This is a genomic window from Pseudomonas sp. SCA2728.1_7 (assembly GCF_018138145.1).
GTDB lineage: Bacteria > Pseudomonadota > Gammaproteobacteria > Pseudomonadales > Pseudomonadaceae > Aquipseudomonas > Aquipseudomonas koreensis_A.
This window is the reverse complement of record NZ_CP073104.1, coordinates 2,390,270-2,408,131: the sequence shown is the minus strand read 5'-3', so window position 1 is coordinate 2,408,131 and position 17,862 is coordinate 2,390,270. Positions and strand designations below refer to the sequence as shown.

Below are 17,862 nucleotides of genomic sequence, written 5' to 3'. Positions count from 1 at the left end.
GGATTTGTGTGTTTCTGGAGACTGCGATGAGTTCCACCAAAGACCCGTGCATCAGCCTCTGCAAATTCAGCGACGACATCTGCCTCGGCTGCGGCCGCAGCAAGCGCGAAATCAAAGCCTGGAAGAAACTCGACAAGGACGACAAGCGCACGGTGCTTGCCGAAGCCGCACTGCGCCTGATCAAACTCGGCGGCGCCGGTCGGCGGAAAAACAAATAACTGTCGATCGATCAGCTAGTCTCTGATGCGCGACGGCGCACATCCGCGTATGATTCGCGACCCTTCGCCGATCCCTTCGGCCTAGAACCCAGATTTCAATGCTTCAGGCGTCCAATTCAGAGCGCTTGAACAGACCACACCGGGAGGTGCCCAGATGAGCGACATCATTCAGAAAGACGACCAGGAAATCGGCCCAGCAGGCGAAAAGCTGCAGAAAGTCCTCGCCCGTATCGGCGTCGGCTCGCGCCGTGACGTGGAATCCTGGATCAGCCAGGGCCGGATCAAGGTCAATGGCAAAGACGCCACCCTCGGGCTACGCGTCGACATGCACGACGCCATCACCATTGATGGCAAGGTGATCAAGCGCGAAGAGGCGGCCGAATCGGTACGCCGCGTGATCATGTACAACAAGCCCGATGGCGAGATCTGCACCCGTGACGACCCGGAAGGCCGTCCGACCGTGTTCGACAAGCTGCCGCGTCCGAAAGAAGGCCGCTGGATCAACATCGGTCGTCTCGACATCAACACCACCGGTTTGCTGATGTTCACCACCGACGGTGAGCTGGCCAACCGCCTGATGCACCCGTCCTACGAGATGGACCGTGAGTACGCCGTGCGTGTACGCGGTGAAGTCGACGACGAAATGATCGAACGTCTGAAGGCTGGCGTGGTGCTGGAAGACGGCCCGGCCAAGTTCACCGACATCAAGCAGGCGCCGGGTGGCGAAGGCTTCAACCACTGGTATCACTGCGTGGTGATGGAAGGCCGTAACCGTGAGGTTCGTCGTCTGTGGGAATCGCAAGGTCTGGTGGTCAGCCGTCTGAAGCGCGTGCGTTTCGGTCCGGTGTTCCTCAACTCCGACCTGCCGATGGGTCGCTGGCGCGAAATGAGCCAGTACGAAGTCGACATCCTCAGTGCTGAAGTCGGCCTGACGCCGGTTGCCATGCCGCAGCTGAACGCCAAGAGCAAAGACAAGCTTGAGCGTATGCAGCGTAAATCGTCGCGTCCGATGGGCAAGACCGAGCGCGTACGCACGCTGCGTCCAGCCGCTGGCGCGCCGACCGGCCCACGCCCAAGCCGTGAGCCGCAGATCGAAGGCGAGCGTCCAGGTCGCAAACCGGTTGCCCGTGACGGTGAGCGTGCTCCGCGTCCGGCCAACGGTCGTACTGAACGTGGTGAGCGTGGTGCACCTGCCGGTCGTGGCACGCCAGTGGCGGATCGTCCAGCGGACACCACCAACAAGCGCCCGGCCAAGCCTGCGCCGAAGCGTCCGGGGATCAAACTGGTTGACGGTGACAAGCCGTCGGGCAAGCGCCGTGGCGCGCCGGCCGGTTCCGGTCAGCGTCCGGGTTTCGGTCGCAAGAAACCGGAATAAGGCAGCTGTGAGCTTCTAGCGGCAAGCTTCAAGCCAAAGCAGAAACGCCAACCTCAGGGTTGGCGTTTTTTTTTCGTCTGGCGAAAGAGTTGTGGTGGTTGAGAGATTGCTATCGCGAGCAGGCTCACTCCTACATTTGAAATGCGTTCCCCTGTAGGAGTGAGCCTGCTCGCGATGACGTCGGTGGCATCAACACAAAGCTTAAAGTCAGAACACAAACCGGCCATCAAACACCGGCTTGTCATCCAGCGCCAACACCCCGCCAGAAAAGATCAGATCCAGGTGATGACTGCCCTTGGCGCCACCGCCCAAGCCAAGGTGCAACCCACAATGCCGCTCCTCAAACCCGGCATTGCGCGCATACAGATCCTTCACGCCTTCATTGGTGCCAATCCCCAACTCCTCAATCCGCCGGTTCGACGGATTCGCATCCAGGTACTTGTTGAAATCATGCTCCAGCCCCGGCACGTCCGTGGCGATGCGGCTGATCGTGGAATTCTCGATCCACAGCTCCAGCGGCGACTCCAGCACGCCGTACTTGCGCGCGAACGGAATGGTGCTGAGGAACGTGCCCTTGAATTTCACATGGCCATTGATGGCTTCGCTGTGCGTGGCGATTTCGCCGGGCGCGAGGTCGAAGTTGCCGACACCGTTGATGTCGGTCCACTTCTTGATGCTGCTCAGCGGCGTTTCAAACCATGAGCCGTCATCGTCCTTGAAACTCAGCGTGGTCGCTTGGGACATGCGCTGAATCAGGTGACTGTTGAGCCCGGCAATGCGCTGCGGGGTGACGCTGAAGGTGTCGTAGAAATAATCGCCGTAATCCTTGAACAGCAGCGACTTCTTCCAGTTTTCCGCCATCACACTTTGCAGTGCGCGGACAAACTCCGGGCCGTCGGGGCGTGGATTGGGCAGGGTGGAAGAGTCGTAGAAGAAAATGTACAGATCGCTGTCGGTAATCGCCGAGGTCAGCGTTGCGGTGCTTTCCAGGTCCAGACGTCGGGCGCTGAACTGGAAACGAGGATGATCGCCGGCCTGTTCGGCGATGGCGCCGGTCAGCGCTTCATAATCAGCCGTGTGGCCGAGCAGTACCTTCGCCGAGTCGAGGCCGGCAAGGGCAGGGTGGTGTTCGAGGTAGTAAAGGAAATGCGAGATCGCGCGGGGCTTATCCATGAGTCCTCCCTGACTGACCGTGAAGAAAGCGGCAGGCACGACCGGCCGGATCGTGCCTGCCCGGTGATGTCTTACAGAGGCCACATCGCTGTGCCGAACGGAACTACCGCGTCGGCTTGCATCATTTCTACTGCTGCCTCGTGGGTCGGTGCTTCAAACCATTCGTCCAGTTGCAGTTCGGTATCCAAGTCTTTTTCCAGTGCTTGCATGGTCGATCTCCTAGATGACTTTCACGGTTGTGACTGGCCGGTCGAGGTGGCCGGCAAGACGTGAAGAACCTAGTTCACGGATTTTTGTAATGCAAAAAATTATTCATTTAATTTTTAAATAGACTTTTTATTCTGTTTTTTCACTGGGTTTTTCTTATTTGAAAACAAAAAACTAAGTCGTGTTTTTCATTAGCAAGCTAGCGACCGTCAATTTGCAGACGTCTGACGGATATTTCTGAAATGGAAACTCTGCGTTACGCATCGTAAAGAAATATTTACGAAAAACCCGATAAAACCGAGTGAAACCAACCCGTCATGCCCGCTGTAAGGAAAAGCTGCCGCAGCCTGCTCCGCCGCGGGCCGGGCAGGGCTCTGGCACGCTTGTTTCAGCGCCGTTGGCAGGGTGAGATGCGCCCCATGCCTGTCGTGCAGGTGCATAACAAGAAGGAGGCGCAATGAACGCCGTGACTGATCTCCACCTCTCTCCGTGGGACGGTTTTTTCCTCGTCCACGCCGATGGCCTGCAAAGGCCTGACTCAATTTTTGCAGCCGCTCGGGTGTCTCGAGGCGGACACACGCAATCCCGGCAACCATCACGCTGATCCAGCGGGGTCTGGCAGCAGGGGGTTAGCGGTGTACAATGCGCCGCGTTTTAACTGTGACCCTCTGCGTAATCGCGCAAATCTCAAGGCTATCCGCCTTGCTCACTCCGTGGCGCCACAAGCGTTTCGGGTTCGATTTCGTCACAGATAAAAACAAACAGGTGACGCATGACCGTTGTAAACAAGCTGAACTCCTGGTGCCTGCGCTGGGGTTTGATCGGGGCTGCCTGAAATCGCAACCTTGCAGCAACGTCTACTGAACACCATCAAACCTTGCGTGAGACCTTTTTCATGAGTGGACAACCCTCGCAATCAGGCGAGCTGAAACGCGGCCTGAAAAATCGCCATATTCAACTGATCGCCCTTGGTGGCGCGATCGGTACCGGATTGTTCCTCGGCTCGGCCGGGGTACTGAAATCCGCCGGCCCGTCGATGATTCTCGGCTACGCCATCTGCGGCTTCATCGCCTTCATGATCATGCGCCAGCTCGGCGAGATGATCGTCGAAGAGCCGGTGGCCGGTTCCTTCAGCCATTTCGCGCACAAGTACTGGGGCGGCTTTGCCGGCTTCCTGTCGGGCTGGAACTGCTGGATTCTGTACATTCTGGTGGGCATGTCGGAGCTGACTGCGGTCGGCAAATACATCCACTACTGGGCCCCGGACATCCCGACCTGGGTCTCTGCGGCAGTCTTCTTCGTGCTGATCAACGCGATCAACCTGGCCAACGTCAAAGTCTTCGGTGAGGCCGAATTCTGGTTCGCGATCATCAAGGTCGTGGCGATCGTCGGCATGATTGCGCTCGGCAGCTACCTGCTGGTCAGCGGCAACGGCGGCCCGCAAGCGTCGGTCACTAACCTGTGGTCGCACGGCGGGTTCTTCCCGAACGGGGTGAACGGTCTGGTGATGGCCATGGCGATCATCATGTTCTCCTTCGGCGGTCTGGAAATGCTCGGTTTCACCGCCGCTGAAGCCGACAAGCCGAAAACCGTGATCCCGAAAGCGATCAATCAGGTGATTTACCGGATCCTGATTTTCTACATCGGTGCACTGGTGATCCTGCTGTCGCTGACGCCGTGGGACAGTCTGCTGGAAACCCTCAACGCGTCTGGCGATTCGTACAGCGGCAGCCCGTTCGTGCAAGTGTTCTCGATGCTCGGCAGCAACACCGCCGCGCACATCCTCAACTTTGTGGTCCTGACCGCAGCGTTGTCGGTGTACAACAGCGGCACCTACTGCAACAGCCGTATGCTGCTGGGCATGGCCGAGCAGGGTGATGCGCCGAAAGGTCTGGCGAAGATCGACAAGCGCGGCGTGCCGGTGCGGTCGATCCTGGCTTCGGCTGCAGTGACACTGGTTGCGGTGCTGCTCAACTACCTGATCCCGCAACACGCGCTGGAACTGCTGATGTCGCTGGTGGTTGCAACGCTGGTGATCAACTGGGCGATGATCAGCTTCTCGCACTTCAAGTTCCGTCAGCACATGAACAAGACCCGGCAGACGCCGCTGTTCAAGGCGCTGTGGTACCCGTACGGCAACTACATCTGCCTGGCGTTTGTTGCGTTCATCCTTGGTGTGATGCTGCTGATCCCGGGCATTCAGATCTCGGTGTACGCGATTCCGCTGTGGGTGGTGTTCATGTGGGTCTGCTACGTGATCAAGAACAAGCGCGGTGCGCAGCAGGCCGTGCACGCGGCAGGTGCTGCCAAGTAAGCGCTGACGCAGAAACACAAAACCCGGCCTGAGCGCCGGGTTTTTTTATGGATGCAAATGTTGGAACGCTATTGATAGTCGGCCAGAGGATAGTCCCTGCACAGGGTTTCGACCTCTGAGCGAAACTGCGCGAGTAGCAGCGGTTCCAGGGTGTAATCCTGTTCGCCGAGCGGCGCTACGGTATTCAGAATCCGCACGATCAAATCGACGATCTGGCGGCTGCCGTGGACATCGACCCGGCGTTGCGCCAGAGCAGCCGTGCCGATTCGCAGCCCGCTGGTGACAAGTGCCGAACGGGGATCGTCGGGTACGCGATATTTGCTGACGATGATCCCGCAGTGCCCCAGCGCCGCCTCCGCGATGGCGCCGGTAATGCCGCCACGCAAACGAACCAGCACCGTGTGGTTTTCACTGCAGCCGCCGACCACCTCATAATCCTTGGCCTGAAACGCTTTGGCCATTTCATCCGCGGTACTGCGGATCTGTGCCATGCAGGCATCGAATGCTGCGGACATTGCATAACCCAGCGCGGCAGCCTTCGCAGCGATCATGTTGACAGCAGGCGCGCCCTGCATTCGCGGGTAAACGGCTTGATCCAGCAGGCGACTGAAGGTGGTCCGCAAACCGGGAATCTTGGTGTTCGCATCAGCACCGCTGAGAATCACGCCACCGCGAGGCCCGGCGAGTTGCTTGTGCGTGCAGGTGACGGTGACATGGGCGGCGTCGATCGGACTTGGATGGCGCCCGGTGGCGACCAGCCCGGCGATATGCGAAATGTCGGCGAGCAGGATGGCCCCGGCTTCATCGGCAATTTCGCGAAACCGCTTGAAGTCCACTTCGCGCGAATAGGCGCTGGCGCCGCAGAGGATGACGCGTGGGCGATGGGCGAGTGCGAGCAGGCGTACCTTGTCGTAATCGATCAGGCCGTCTGCTGTCGTGCCGTACTGGATCGCCTTGTAGTAGGCGCCGGAAAACGCGGCGAGGCTGCCATGCGTGAGATGACCGCCGTGTTCCACCGCCATGCCCAGCAAGGTATCGCCGGGCTCAAGCAAGGCCGTGAGCACTTGGTAAACGGCGTTCGACGCTGAGTGTGGCTGCACATTGGCGTATTGCGCGCCGAACAGTTGCCGCGCCCGGCGGATGGCCAGCGATTCGACCAGCTCGACATTTTCGCACCCAGCGCTGTGACGCTTGCCGGACATGCCTTCAGCGGTCACGTTGACCAGCACGGAAGCGGAGGCCGCCAAGGTTCGCGGCTGGACTGCGCAGGAGGAGGAGACCAGTGAAAGCGTGTGCTGTTGACGCGTGACTTCAGCGTCGAGAATCGCCGCCAGTTCGGCGTCTTCTGCGCGAAGATCCGCCAGGCCGCGTCGCAGCAAGTCAGCCTGGTTCTTGAGCGGTTCAGTAATGACTGCCATTGCTTGATTCCTTCCCTGGTTTTGCGTGATTTGCGCATGTCCTTGCTTGCCAGATCTGTACAGGCGAATCCGTGTTTTGACCGCTGTGCGTGCAAAACTAAACCCTGTACAGGCCTCCCGGTTTTTAGTTCTTTCACTCTTGAGAATGCGATGCCGGATTGACGCATCATAAATTTTTCAGTGAGGAACGCCACAGAATTAATCAAAAAAATGAACATTCTTCAAAGAAAATGATTCTTTTTGTGGTCGCGTCGGGTGTAAAACGGGCACTGCCCGGGGCCGATTTTCAGGCCAAGGGTGGAAGTCGACAGGAACTGACGAGTCATTACCGAGGCTGAAATAGCCCCGCACGTTGGCGGAAGCCGCCTGTGAAAGCTGACTTTTTATACCGAATCCAGGGAGGGAGAATGCTATGATCCTGCGCGGCACTGACAGGGATATAACTGCAATTTCCTACCTCACTTGTGTATGTCCGGAATGATCATTCGGGACGTGACATTGATTGCAGTTAAAAATGGATGATAAGCATGTGATGCACAGAAGAGAAAGATCGGAGAATCTGAAGAACAACATCAAATACCTGATAAAGAGTCGCGGGGAGACGCAGCTGTCCTTGTGCAACTCCAGTGGTTTGACCCGAACGACCATCTACAACATCCTTGAAGGCAAGGTGGTCAATGTCCAGCAGTCCACTGTGCGCAAGATTTCTGATTTCTTCGGGGTGTCTTACGAAGAAATAGAGACGATTGATTTTGAAGAAAAGGAAATCATCGAAAGCAGTATTTCGCCACAGGGGAACATGAATCCGGCGGCGGTGCCTGTCATCAAGGAAAGTATGCTGCTGCAAAGTCTGGACAAAAGAATTGGCGAGTTGGCCACGATTCATCCACTGACTTACTATTTTGGCGCGTCCTTTAACCTGATTGGCGTGCTTCTGGAAAATGAAATCAGTGGCATGAATGAACCCGGCGATCTGTTGATCGTGCAGAAAGGAGCATCGACCAGCGACAGGGAAAAGCTGGTGTATGACAAAATCACAGCGAAGTTATCTATAAGCCATGAAGGCAGCTTTGATACGGATCGTGTATGCGTGATCGGAGATGTAATCGAGGAACGATTTAATGGATTGCAGTGTTGAATTGGAAAACAGCAAGTACAAGTTGCTGGGATTCGAAAATGGAAAAAGCCTGGCCGTCATCATGGTCATCGCGACAGGCAAAATAATTAAAATAAAGCTAAGTGAAGTGTTGAATAGTGAGATTATGGATAATCTGAATAAAATCGAAGTGAAAAACCTCTACAAGAAGTTTTACTCCCAGGGCGGAGCACTCACCGCTTACGAAATAAATGACCGTCATGAGAGTTCCTGGATGATCTACATCATCCTGAACCTGATGCTGTTCACACTTTACATTTTTACCAGTATTGCAGCGACAAAACCGATCTACCTCGAGTATTTCGATATTGTCGTAACGCCGGGCACCTTTCTCTATCCGCTGACATTCCTGATCGTCGACTTGCTCAACGAAACGTTTGGCCTGAGACTCGCGCGAAAAGCTATTCTGTTCGCGTTCATCAGCAACGCCGCGATTATCATTCTGCTGGCCATTACGACCCATCTTCCGGGACTGCCGGGTTGGAAACTCGATGGCGCTTACAATGATGTTATCAGTCAGTTGTCAGCAGTTCTGGTAGCGTCTTCTATATCGTTTCTGGTTTCCGAGAACATAAACTCGTACCTGTTGTGCAAGATTAAAGAGCTGACCAATTCCAGATTTCTGTTCTTGCGAGTGTTTTTAAGCACATTGTTTGCCGTGATCATCGACAGTTTTCTGTTCTGCTATATCGCGTTTTACGGAACGATGGAAAATAGCGCGATACTGGGCATGATCTACGTTCAGATCGCAATCAAGGTAGGTTTTGCCTTCTTTAATATCTTGCCGGCCTACGGCGCAAGATCATTGTTCAAGAAATACCTGACGGGTGCGCAGACGCAATAATGAGGGGAGGGCGCTCACTCGGCATGCTTGAGTGAGCGCTTGTTGTTGCAGTATTAATTTAAGCCAAGCTTCTCTTTCAAGCGTTGAGTTACCTGCACTTTATTGTTCAGGAACTCATTCAAGCCTTTGGCACGAAGATTACAGGCATCGCAATCGGAACATCCAGTGCCTTTGATGCCGTTGTAGCAAGTCAGTGTTTCTTCGCGAACCAGATCCAGTTGATGGTGGTAATCAGCCAAGGCCCAGGTTTCTGCCTTGTTCAGCCACATCAATGGCGTATCCAGTTGCAGCTTGTAATCCATGCCCAATTCAAGGGCTTTATTCAAAGCCTTGACGAACTCATCCCGGCAATCGGGATAGCCGGAGAAGTCGGTTTCACAGACACCGGTAATGACCGTTTTGGCCTGGACTTGATAGGCATAGATAGAAGCCAGGGTCAGAAACAGAATGTTCCGCCCCGGAACAAAGGTGCTTGGCAGGCTCTCGCCGGAACTGTTCACGGTTGGGACAGGAATGTTATCGCGGGTCAGGCTGCTGATGGCCAGCTCATTGAGCAAGGACACATCCAGCGTTTTGTGCACGGTGACACCGAGCTTTTTCGACAGCTGCTGCGCCACTTCAATTTCCGCGTGATGACGCTGACCATAGTCAAACGTGATGCAGTGGACTTCATCGTAGTGGGTCAGGGCGTGGATCAAACACGTGGTGGAGTCCTGCCCGCCGCTGAATACGATAACTGCTTTGTTGGTCATGGTTATGCTTCCTGCATTGAGGTCTTGAGGGCAAAGGGGGAGATGATACTCGAAATAGGGATGGAGTTCGGTGCCGAGTCCAGATGCGCTCGTGAGTCCGCGAGCGGCTATTTTAAGATGGAGTGAGGCTTCAATCCCTGAATAATAGGCATGTTAAATTGGAACCGTTTTTAGATCGGTGCAAAAAGCAGAGGGATCTAAACAACTGGCACGGCGCCCTGTGTGGCCAGCGCCACTTGCTCACCGCACCTGTGCCCAAACACTAGCTTTTCCATCGCCTCGACAAAAGTTCTGCCCTGCAGCCAGAACCCGTCATGAATGAAACTCAAGGCGTAGCAGCGACCTTTTTCGTCCATCAACAGTGCAGCGTGGCCATGATGAATTTCGGCGATGTTCACCAAGGTGCTGCCCAAGCGTTGCTGCCAGGCCAAGAAGTCTTCATCTCCATACAGGTGCTTAAAGGCGCGAAACGCTACATCGCTGGTAGCGCAGTCTTCGCCTGGGCCGCAGGTGCCGACGGTCAGGCCGGTCAGTTGTTCGAGCAGAGCAGCGGCCGGATGCTCGCGCGGGACGAAATCCGGCAATGGCTCGATATGGGTGACAGGCCAACCGGCAGCCAGGAAGAGTGGGTGGAGAGTCTCGGGAAGTTCGATCAGCGGGTGCATTGGGAGCGTCCAGGCTTAGGCAGCGATCTGCATTAACGGTCTTTTTTAATTGCACTGAATCGTTTGTCAACATCCAGCCGTACCGGGATACCTCGTCTCTGAGAGGTGCCCCTATTTCAATGGGCTTTTTCATGGGAACTGTTCCCCGGATTTAGTTTGCGACTCGCCTAAAGCATTGTTTTTTTTGATTAGCAGGAGCAGCAAAGTTATTTTTGTGCGCCTGTTGATCGCGCTTTCTGGAGCCATTTTGGGTAATGGGTTTTTTGTAAACTAGTATATTGGGAGTTCAGTTGGATTATCGACCATAATCAAGTCCACTGACTCGCCAGTAATACTGAAAAATTCGTCGAAAAAATAATTTAAATCGCTGGAGAAGACATCAAAAGCACCATGTCCATACTCGCCTGAAATTTTAGCGATCGCGACATATTGGCAGGAGTTTTTGAAAAGTTTATATGTCTCTTGGCTTATGGAGAAATCATCGCTCTGCAAGAAAACAGTTAAGGCGGGAGGCGTAGGTTTTTCCACGCTTCGATGCCTTGATAGTATTTCATGTTTTTTGACGTCCACTTCGTATCGTCTATGCGCATTCACTGCGTGCTCGAACCACCCATCTTTGCCTCTAAACATAAAAAATGGCATGTAGTGAAGTTCTTTGCTTGACGGTGGCTGAAGCTCTCCATTTATGTCGATGTAGTAACAATTGCTAATTAGGGATTTAATCGCAGCAGCGCCTTCCTTAGATTTATCGAACCCGATGGGGCCGTTTTTACCAACAGAGGCTAGCACTGCGAAATCGTCATTAATTTCCGCAGGGAGATTCCTAATGCGACTGCTAGAGGTTTTTTTGAAATCATCGAATTTTGCCCGATAACAAATAACAGAGGCTGAGTAATCGGCGTTCATTTTTTCAAGGACTTGACAGATTTTTGATTGATTACAATCACGTCAACATGTCTTTTGTGCGAAAAGTTTCCGAGCATGTTTTGTAGATGTATGTGCTCTAACTCGTTGGTCTCCATTTCGTACGCAGCATTGATCAAAAATAATCCTAAGCTTTTTATCGTTGCCGGATCTGCGAGAATTGAAATTTCATCCGGTTTTATGCTTTTGCGTTTTCCGATAGAAGATCCATAAGCAGTGAATTTTTTTAGGTTTTTCATGATTTAATTGTGGGGCTCGACAGTTCTATATTATTCGAATGGTTCGTTAATGTCGGTTTGAAGGTCGTGTATTCTGCTTGCTAATATCTTTTTGCTCAATGTTATGATGTCAAGATAATGGCTGGCGCTCATATTTTCAGTAAAAATATTGTTTCTTCCCCAAGGCTTCAAAGCTATATAGCTATCACCTGCTACACTAAAAAACGCACCCATGTCGCCATCGAACGCTTCAATTCCGAGAGGCAAGCAGGAGTGTCTAATATCACTGTTGATAAGTGACGAAAGTGTTTGCTCCAGTTTGTCTGGCTCGCAATCAATTGAGGTGTGTTCTTCGAGTCGAAAAATTAGATCTTCGAGAGCTCCAATCAGATTTTTCCCTAAGATGACTTGTTCGAAGTCGCCAATGGTTATCGACTCAAAAATAAAGCAGCAACGTGTGAAGATGTACCGTTTATCTTCCGATAAAAATATATCAACCTTAATATGTAGGTCAGTCATTTCACTCTCCTGCAATAGCAGTATTTTTTCATTGCGCTGAATCGTTTGTCGACTTCTGGTGGTACTGGGATGCCACGATTCTGAGAGGTGTCTCCAATCCTCAACCCCAAGCGCTGGCCGGCCTGGAGTCTCCATTGGTTTACCGCATGTGCATGTCGAGCTAAAGCTTTTCAATCAAACGATTAAACGCACGTGAGCAGCCTCGTTGCTTTGCATCTCTGATCATCGAATCGTGAGTGGACGGTTCAAACGTTTCGCGAACCGCTTTCTTTGCTATTTCATTGAACTGCACATTATCAAAATCACACTCTACTGTTGAAATCATATAAGAATTGCGCTTGGACCACTGGTCAAACCTTATGACGATTTTTTCATCGAAAATCAGTGCTCCATCACTTTTATCCTCGAAGAAAAAGAACACCATACGATTCGTATCGACATGCCCCATTGATGTAGCAAATGGCTGTTTTCTCAAAAGCGATGTCAGCCTTACCCCACCTGCAATACCAAGACCTCCCCCCAAACTCTCACTCGCAAAAAAATACTGCTTGAACACTACCGTTATTTTTCTACGAAAATAAGGAACGTCGTATGCTTTCTCGAAAGAATGAAAGCCATTCGGATCGCCGATCAGTTCAAAACCGGCGCTTATGAAATCCGACTCGGAAAAGCTGTCCAACCCAAAAATACTTGGCTGAAGATTGCCCGACCCCTCTATGAACAACTCAACAAGCTGATGAAAATCAGTAGAAACCATATATGGGTCAGGACTTTTTGTAATCTAATATAGTGTTGGTTCAGGCGGATTATCAACCCTGAGGCACTTTACTTGGTTCAAGATGAACGGCTCGCGGATCAAGAACAGATGTTAGGGTGCCGATCTTGTTAGGGGTAGACGGTGTATGTTGGTTTTTTGACCATATGATCCACCCCCTATATGCTCCGCAAGATCTACTTCAAGGCCACACAATCAAGGCTTTCTTTCTTTGTAATTACACTCCGCCACTCTTGCAACGTTCTCGCTTTCATCATTGAGCAGCTTTTCAAGAATTTCGATAGGTGTTTTTCTATTTGCAGCTATTGCACCTCTCACCACGGAGCAGGGATCCAAGGAAAGTCGCTCGAACAATGTAAGTGATAATTTTCGCTTGGATGCAACGAAACGTCGGACACTGGCATCGAACGCACATAGCTCTTCAAGAATTTCCAGTGGTACTGTTTTATTGTGAGCCACCCATCTTCTATGCTCAGGAAATCTTTCAATTACTTCGCGCCACACTGAAAGAGGAGCCTCTTCCATTGCTGCTCGATCATAATCGACTTTTATTTCACTATCGCGCAGCGCGACAAATTCTTCAGCAGACGTAATCATTTAGCATCCTTACACTTCAAAGACTTAAAGTTTATATTTTTCCCTGTCTCACTCTTATGTTTGCTCATGTAGTCACCGTAGGTGTCAGCGTCAGCAATCCATACTCCTTTTTGGTCGTAGACCTTCCACGCACTCTCACCATGACCCGTTTTGTCCTCTGACCACCATGTATCGGTTTTAGTGTCGTGATGGTACTTCGCGTAACCAACGCCAGCCACGTTCCCTTCACAAACTCGATCATACCGATTAACTTCCCATTTTTTCCTGCACGGGCATTTGGAGTTTTGATTTGGTTTATCAGACTTAGGTTTTCGCCCCGCACCATTTGGCGACTTCGTCAATCCAAGTGGATCGAGCCAGCTAAGCGGATTGGGCGCGTAGGCATACAGATTCAAACCGCCCACGTAGCTAACTGGATCCTTACTGATAAACCGCCCAACTCCTGGATCATAGTACCGATGCCGGTTGTAATGCAGCCCCGTCTCATGATCGTGATACTGCCCCTGGAACCGTATCGGGTTCTTCACGCCATGTTGCCGCGCCCACTCCGAACGCTGCTCCGTCACCTGTCCCCACGCCTTGTATTGCGCGGTCCAGGCCAGGTTGCCTTGCGAGTCCGTCAATTCCTGCGGCGTGCCGAGGTGATCACACTGATACCAGGCCAGCGCATCAAACGGTAATGCCGTTGCCTTGTGATTCCACACTGGATCTTCATCAAGGCTGTATTCACCGCTGTAATCCGGCAGCCCAATCAGATCAATTGGCGCATGCCGTATAGCCTGTGCCACAGGGACAAAAGTGCCCGGTTCGAAGACGTAGTGCACCGTGCGGCCGGGCTCGCCATCGCTTTGTGCCGGACTGCTTTCCCAGGCGAGGTTGTCGCCATCCCAGCCGTACAAGGTGAAGCCGCAGCCCAGTTCGCTCTGTTTGCGGGCGTGTTCGTTTCTGTTCCAGAGAGAGCCTGCTTCAGGACGCTGTTTGTAGTGCGCGCGGGAGTTTTTATGCAGGCGGCGTCCCAGTGCGTCGTAGGCGAAGTCAACGCTCAGACGCGGGTCTTCGAAATGCACCAGTCGATCAAACAGATCCCAGCGCAGGTCGCTGCGTTGGCCGTTGTGCCAGCGCTGGATCTGGTTGCCGCGTTCGTCGTAGTCGTAATGGGTGCCGGCGTATTCGCGCAGCAGGTTGTCGACCAGTTTGCTGCGCGGTGGGGTCAGGTCCAGTGGGCGGCGAATCTCTGTCGCTTTGTCGTTGAGCAGGTTGCCGGCCGGGTCGAAGGCGAAGGTTTCCACGCCTTGACGTGTGGTGGCGCTGAGCAGTCGGCCGACCGGATCGTAGCGATAGGCGAGCGGGCCGCGACGGCTGTCGTTGATGTCGGTCAGTTGGCCGGCGGCGTCGTAGCTGTACTCGCGTTTTAGCAGTGTGGATTTGTCGTCGCTGCGTCCCAGCAGTTGTTCTTGCAAACGGCCGGCCGGGTCCCAGCTTTGGGTTTGCAGCAGGTGGTTGCCTTGATGGCGGGCGACTTCGCGGTGCAGGTCGTCGCGCTCGTAGCCGATCAGTTCGTGCTCATCCAGGCGCAGACCGAGCAGGTGGCCGCTGCCGTAAGTCAGCCAACTGACGCGGTGGCCATCCGGACGCACGCTGGCGACTCGTTGGTTGAGCACGTCGTACTCGTGCTGCCAGATCGCGACGGTGGGTTTTTCCAGGCCGAGGTAATGTAGGTGTTCGCGCAGCAGATTGCCGGCCGGGTCGTGGAACCATTGCAGGCGACTGTCGGCGTTGTCAGCCAGCACCAGGTTGCCGTTGCCGTCGTAAGCGAAGGTCTCGCTTTGCGACTGCTCGCCCAGGGTGGCACGACGTTCGGTCAAACGGCTCATCGGGTCGAAGTTCAGCGAGATGACGCGTTGGCCATTGATCGATTGCGCGAGGCGCCCGGTGAGCGGGTCGTACTGATAACGCGTGCTGCGTCCATCGAAACCGCGTTCTTCGAGCAGGCGTCCGACCGGGTCGTAGTGGAAGTGCGCACGTTGTTCGTTTTCGTTTTCCAGGGCCGTTAGCCGTCCGAGACGGTCCCAGCGATAGCGCAGGGTTTGCTCGGCGGCATCGACACGCTCGGCGATCAAACCGGCAGCGCTGTAGCTCCAGGTGGTGCAACGATCGAGAGCGTCGACATGCGCCAGCAGCCGACCTTCGGCGTCACGCTCAAAGCGCTCTTCGGTCTTGTCCGGGTGCTTGATCAGCACCAGTTGCCCGGCCTTGTATTCATATTCGGTGGCGTTGCCGGCAGCGTCGGTGAAGCAGATCATCTGCCCCAGTTCGTTGTACTCCCAGGCGCTGGTCTTGCCCGAGCAATCGACGTACTCGACCAGTTGCCCGGCATCGTTGTAGTCGAGGATTTTTTCGTTGCCGTTGGCGTCCTTGATCGCGGTGGGCTGGCCGGATTTGTTGTAGGCGTATTCGGTTTTGTTGCCCAGCGGATCGAGCGCTTCGACCAGGTTGCCTTGGTCGTCATAGGCGCGTTGCCACTGACCGCCCTCGGCATCGCTGATCTTGATCAGCAGATCCTGATCATCGTAGGCGTAATGCATCACCGTGTGATCGGCGCGGATGTGCTCGAGCAGGTTGCTGCGTTCATCGTAGCTGTAGCGATCGGTGCTGCCGTCGGCATTCACACGGCGCACGATGTTCTTGGCCTCGTCGCGGAAGAACCACTCCGAACGCTCGTCCGCGTAGCGAATGCGATAGGTGTAGCCAAGGATGTCGTAGTAGTGCCAGGTCTCGTTGCCGAGGGCATCGGTGACGTAGGTCAGACGGATGTTCTCGTCCCACTCCAGGCGCGTGTCGAAGCTGCCGTCATCGGCCCATTCGCGCACGGCTTTGGCCTTGGCGCTCTGGCCATCCCACTGCAGATTCATGCCGCGCCCGGTGCGGTCGGTGTAGCGGGTGATCAGGTGATGCTCGAACTGATACGACCAGACGGCGCCGTTCTCGTCCTGCGCCTGAATCAGGTCGCCATAGGCGTCGTATTGGTACGCACAAAGTTGTCGTAACGGTTCTCCGTCAACGATCTGCCAGAGGCCGATAAACCGGCCGTGATCGTCGATCATCGTGCCGAGGTGCAAATGGACTTTGGTGAAGTCGTTTTCCTGATAGGTGATCAGGTCGGAGAGCAGCGAGTGTTCGCCGTGACGGTGCTCGTAATGCAGCATCACTCCGGCGCCGTTGCGCAGCGAAATGTTACTCAGCACAAAGCGCTGGCCACGACGGACGTAGGTTTCCTTGCGCTCGAAACCACGGCACAGCAACAGCTGATCTTCGCTGTTGCGGACCAGAGTGATGTCTTCGATGGCGTCGTAGTGGAACAGGCCGACTTTTGGCAGTGGATAGCTGTGGTCGCGGCCGTCGGCGCCGTAGAACGTCAGGCCATCGTCCACGCAGTCAAAACGTGTGGTGAATTCACTGATCCAGCGAGCGCCAAGTTCGCTCTGATCGTAGGCGTCGAGGCGCGAGTTGTAAGTGCGTGTCCATTCGATCGGGAAGGGGCCGGGCAGGCTGAAATCGGTATGGCTGAGGCTTTCCGAACCCAGGGCAAAATTGATGCTGAATTCAGTGGCGCATTTACAGGGACCTTTCTCCGGATTGGGCGCGCTTTTCGCTGGGACTTGCTTGTTGTTGGCGCCCAACTCGCCTTCCGCAGCCGTGTGCGTGGCCTTGCCGGTCTTCTCGGTATGGACCGCGGCGTTCTGCCCATGGGCATTGCGCTTGCGCCACAAGATCACGGCGCTGGAGAGGATCTGCAGCAGCCAGCCGATGGAGTTCTGCACATTTTTATCGTCGAGCTTGCTCAACTGCGTGCGCAGTTCCGGGCCCATCGCGCGCAGCTTGCCGGTCTCGGTGGTGATCTGTGTCTGGAGCTTGTTCGGCAGCAGGTTCTGCGCGACGCTGTTGACCATCCCTTTGCCTGCCGCTTTCAAGGCACTGTTGGCTGCCGCTAAAAAATTGTCGGCCGTCGCTAGGGGGTCGTTGAGCAGTTGGCCGCGGCCGACGCTGGCTCTTGCGCTGGCTTCCTCCAGATCGCCCTTGGCATCCAGCCGGCCAAGGGCCGTTGTTTCGATACCGGTGGCAATCTCGTTGATGATTTGTTCGCCGAGCTTGCCAGCGTCCGCCAGAATCCCCGGCAACTTGCCTTTGGCTTGCTCAACAAAGTCATCGAGGGTGCCGATAATCGAGGCGTTCAGGTGACCGACCAGCACCTCGATCACGGAGGTGCTGAGCAACAACTTGCTGCTGGCTCTCATCTCCTGACGCACCAGAAACAGCGTTGGCCGCAGGGTCATGCGCGCTGCGGCCATCGACGGTGGCAACGGCAAGACGCCGATCAGATTGATGCCGAGGCTGGCCCACGTGAGCAAGTCGCGTTGCTTGGCGTCCGACAGGGTGACGATGTCACTCAGCGCATCGACCAGCGCCATGATGTTGCCGACCACCGGCAAGAAACCGGCGTAGTTCTTGATTCGATCAAGCGTAACCACACCATCGGTGGCGGATTGCAGCCAGGCATCGAAAGCCGCCGCACTGCTGGCGACGTCCTGAACGTCGATGGCATTGAGTGGAACGATGGCAGCTTGGGGCTCACGTTTTGCGACAGCAGTTTCAGTGGTCATTACGGCATCTCACCCGCCAACAAGGCGCGGGTTTTGAGGACAAAAG

At 54.5% G+C, this 17,862-nt stretch carries 15 protein-coding genes; 5 read left to right on the top strand and 10 right to left on the bottom strand.

The window, feature by feature from the left end:
- Positions 1-26: 26 nt before the first annotated feature.
- Entirely contained in the window at positions 27-218 is a 192-nt protein-coding gene (locus KBP52_RS10705) for a DUF1289 domain-containing protein (protein ID WP_212622719.1), read from the top strand.
- Positions 219-372: 154 nt separating this feature from the next.
- Complete coding sequence (gene rluB / locus KBP52_RS10700) at positions 373-1,593, top strand: 23S rRNA pseudouridine(2605) synthase RluB (protein WP_038363752.1); 1,221 nt, start codon at positions 373-375, stop codon at positions 1,591-1,593.
- A gap of 207 nt (positions 1,594-1,800) precedes the next feature.
- On the opposite strand, the gene KBP52_RS10695 is transcribed toward rluB, so the two are convergent.
- Positions 1,801-2,766: a leucyl aminopeptidase gene (locus KBP52_RS10695; RefSeq protein WP_212622718.1), complete on the bottom strand. Its 966-nt coding sequence runs from the start codon at positions 2,764-2,766 to the stop codon at positions 1,801-1,803.
- 71 nt (positions 2,767-2,837) lie between these two features.
- Positions 2,838-2,975: a hypothetical protein gene (locus KBP52_RS10690; RefSeq protein WP_003222780.1), complete on the bottom strand. Its 138-nt coding sequence runs from the start codon at positions 2,973-2,975 to the stop codon at positions 2,838-2,840.
- Between the two features lie 893 nt (positions 2,976-3,868).
- Here KBP52_RS10690 and KBP52_RS10685 point away from each other — a divergent pair.
- Positions 3,869-5,287: an amino acid permease gene (locus tag KBP52_RS10685; protein WP_212622717.1), complete on the top strand. Its 1,419-nt coding sequence runs from the start codon at positions 3,869-3,871 to the stop codon at positions 5,285-5,287.
- A gap of 68 nt (positions 5,288-5,355) precedes the next feature.
- On the opposite strand, the gene KBP52_RS10680 is transcribed toward KBP52_RS10685, so the two are convergent.
- Positions 5,356-6,705, bottom strand: coding sequence for a serine hydroxymethyltransferase (locus tag KBP52_RS10680; RefSeq protein WP_212622716.1), 1,350 nt, complete (start codon positions 6,703-6,705; stop codon positions 5,356-5,358).
- A gap of 532 nt (positions 6,706-7,237) precedes the next feature.
- On the opposite strand from KBP52_RS10680, the gene KBP52_RS10675 reads away from it, so the two are divergent.
- Complete coding sequence (locus KBP52_RS10675) at positions 7,238-7,843, top strand: helix-turn-helix transcriptional regulator (RefSeq protein WP_077571669.1); 606 nt, start codon at positions 7,238-7,240, stop codon at positions 7,841-7,843.
- On the top strand, positions 7,827-8,705 hold the full coding sequence (locus KBP52_RS10670) for a queuosine precursor transporter (RefSeq protein ID WP_007919658.1): 879 nt from the start codon (positions 7,827-7,829) through the stop codon (positions 8,703-8,705). Before KBP52_RS10675 ends, KBP52_RS10670 begins: the two co-directional genes overlap by 17 nt.
- 53 nt (positions 8,706-8,758) lie before the next feature.
- Here the strand turns inward: KBP52_RS10670 and queC are convergent, their stop codons facing one another.
- From queC to KBP52_RS10635, 7 genes are all read right to left on the bottom strand, one after another.
- Positions 8,759-9,457: a 7-cyano-7-deazaguanine synthase QueC gene (queC, locus tag KBP52_RS10665; protein WP_077571617.1), complete on the bottom strand. Its 699-nt coding sequence runs from the start codon at positions 9,455-9,457 to the stop codon at positions 8,759-8,761.
- A 197-nt stretch (positions 9,458-9,654) separates the two neighbouring features.
- On the bottom strand, positions 9,655-10,122 hold the full coding sequence (locus KBP52_RS10660; RefSeq protein WP_212622715.1) for an SUKH-3 domain-containing protein: 468 nt from the start codon (positions 10,120-10,122) through the stop codon (positions 9,655-9,657).
- Positions 10,123-10,392: 270 nt separating this feature from the next.
- The gene (locus tag KBP52_RS10655) at positions 10,393-11,028 is read right to left on the bottom strand and encodes a hypothetical protein (RefSeq protein ID WP_212622714.1); all 636 of its coding nucleotides are present in this window, start codon (positions 11,026-11,028) and stop codon (positions 10,393-10,395) included.
- Positions 11,029-11,315: 287 nt separating this feature from the next.
- Positions 11,316-11,783 carry a hypothetical protein gene (locus KBP52_RS10650; protein ID WP_212622713.1) on the bottom strand — a complete coding sequence of 156 codons (468 nt, stop codon included), beginning with the start codon at positions 11,781-11,783 and terminating at the stop codon, positions 11,316-11,318.
- Between the two features lie 160 nt (positions 11,784-11,943).
- A complete protein-coding gene (locus tag KBP52_RS10645) occupies positions 11,944-12,540 on the bottom strand; it encodes a hypothetical protein (protein ID WP_110719987.1) in 597 nt (198 codons plus the stop codon).
- Between the two features lie 213 nt (positions 12,541-12,753).
- On the bottom strand, positions 12,754-13,155 hold the full coding sequence (locus KBP52_RS10640; protein WP_160056731.1) for a hypothetical protein: 402 nt from the start codon (positions 13,153-13,155) through the stop codon (positions 12,754-12,756).
- Positions 13,152-17,816, bottom strand: coding sequence for an RHS repeat-associated core domain-containing protein (locus KBP52_RS10635; RefSeq protein ID WP_249122267.1), 4,665 nt, complete (start codon positions 17,814-17,816; stop codon positions 13,152-13,154). The genes KBP52_RS10640 and KBP52_RS10635 overlap by 4 nt, the downstream gene beginning before the upstream one ends.
- Positions 17,817-17,862: the final 46 nt, after the last annotated feature.

Bases quoted from the DNA above. Each gene is read 5' to 3' on its own strand.
- KBP52_RS10655 (WP_212622714.1), bottom strand. From the start codon at position 11,028: ATGAACGCCGATTACTCAGCCTCTGTTATTTGTTATCGGGCAAAATTC.
- KBP52_RS10685 (WP_212622717.1), top strand. From the start codon at position 3,869: ATGAGTGGACAACCCTCGCAATCAGGCGAGCTGAAACGCGGCCTGAAA.
- KBP52_RS10690 (WP_003222780.1), bottom strand. From the start codon at position 2,975: ATGCAAGCACTGGAAAAAGACTTGGATACCGAACTGCAACTGGACGAA.
- KBP52_RS10675 (WP_077571669.1), top strand. From the start codon at position 7,238: ATGCACAGAAGAGAAAGATCGGAGAATCTGAAGAACAACATCAAATAC.
- KBP52_RS10660 (WP_212622715.1), bottom strand. From the start codon at position 10,122: ATGCACCCGCTGATCGAACTTCCCGAGACTCTCCACCCACTCTTCCTG.
- KBP52_RS10670 (WP_007919658.1), top strand. From the start codon at position 7,827: ATGGATTGCAGTGTTGAATTGGAAAACAGCAAGTACAAGTTGCTGGGA.
- KBP52_RS10680 (WP_212622716.1), bottom strand. From the start codon at position 6,705: ATGGCAGTCATTACTGAACCGCTCAAGAACCAGGCTGACTTGCTGCGA.
- rluB (WP_038363752.1), top strand. From the start codon at position 373: ATGAGCGACATCATTCAGAAAGACGACCAGGAAATCGGCCCAGCAGGC.
- KBP52_RS10705 (WP_212622719.1), top strand. From the start codon at position 27: ATGAGTTCCACCAAAGACCCGTGCATCAGCCTCTGCAAATTCAGCGAC.
- KBP52_RS10645 (WP_110719987.1), bottom strand. From the start codon at position 12,540: ATGGTTTCTACTGATTTTCATCAGCTTGTTGAGTTGTTCATAGAGGGG.
- KBP52_RS10640 (WP_160056731.1), bottom strand. From the start codon at position 13,155: ATGATTACGTCTGCTGAAGAATTTGTCGCGCTGCGCGATAGTGAAATA.
- KBP52_RS10695 (WP_212622718.1), bottom strand. From the start codon at position 2,766: ATGGATAAGCCCCGCGCGATCTCGCATTTCCTTTACTACCTCGAACAC.
- KBP52_RS10635 (WP_249122267.1), bottom strand. From the start codon at position 17,816: ATGACCACTGAAACTGCTGTCGCAAAACGTGAGCCCCAAGCTGCCATC.
- KBP52_RS10650 (WP_212622713.1), bottom strand. From the start codon at position 11,783: ATGACTGACCTACATATTAAGGTTGATATATTTTTATCGGAAGATAAA.
- queC (WP_077571617.1), bottom strand. From the start codon at position 9,457: ATGACCAACAAAGCAGTTATCGTATTCAGCGGCGGGCAGGACTCCACC.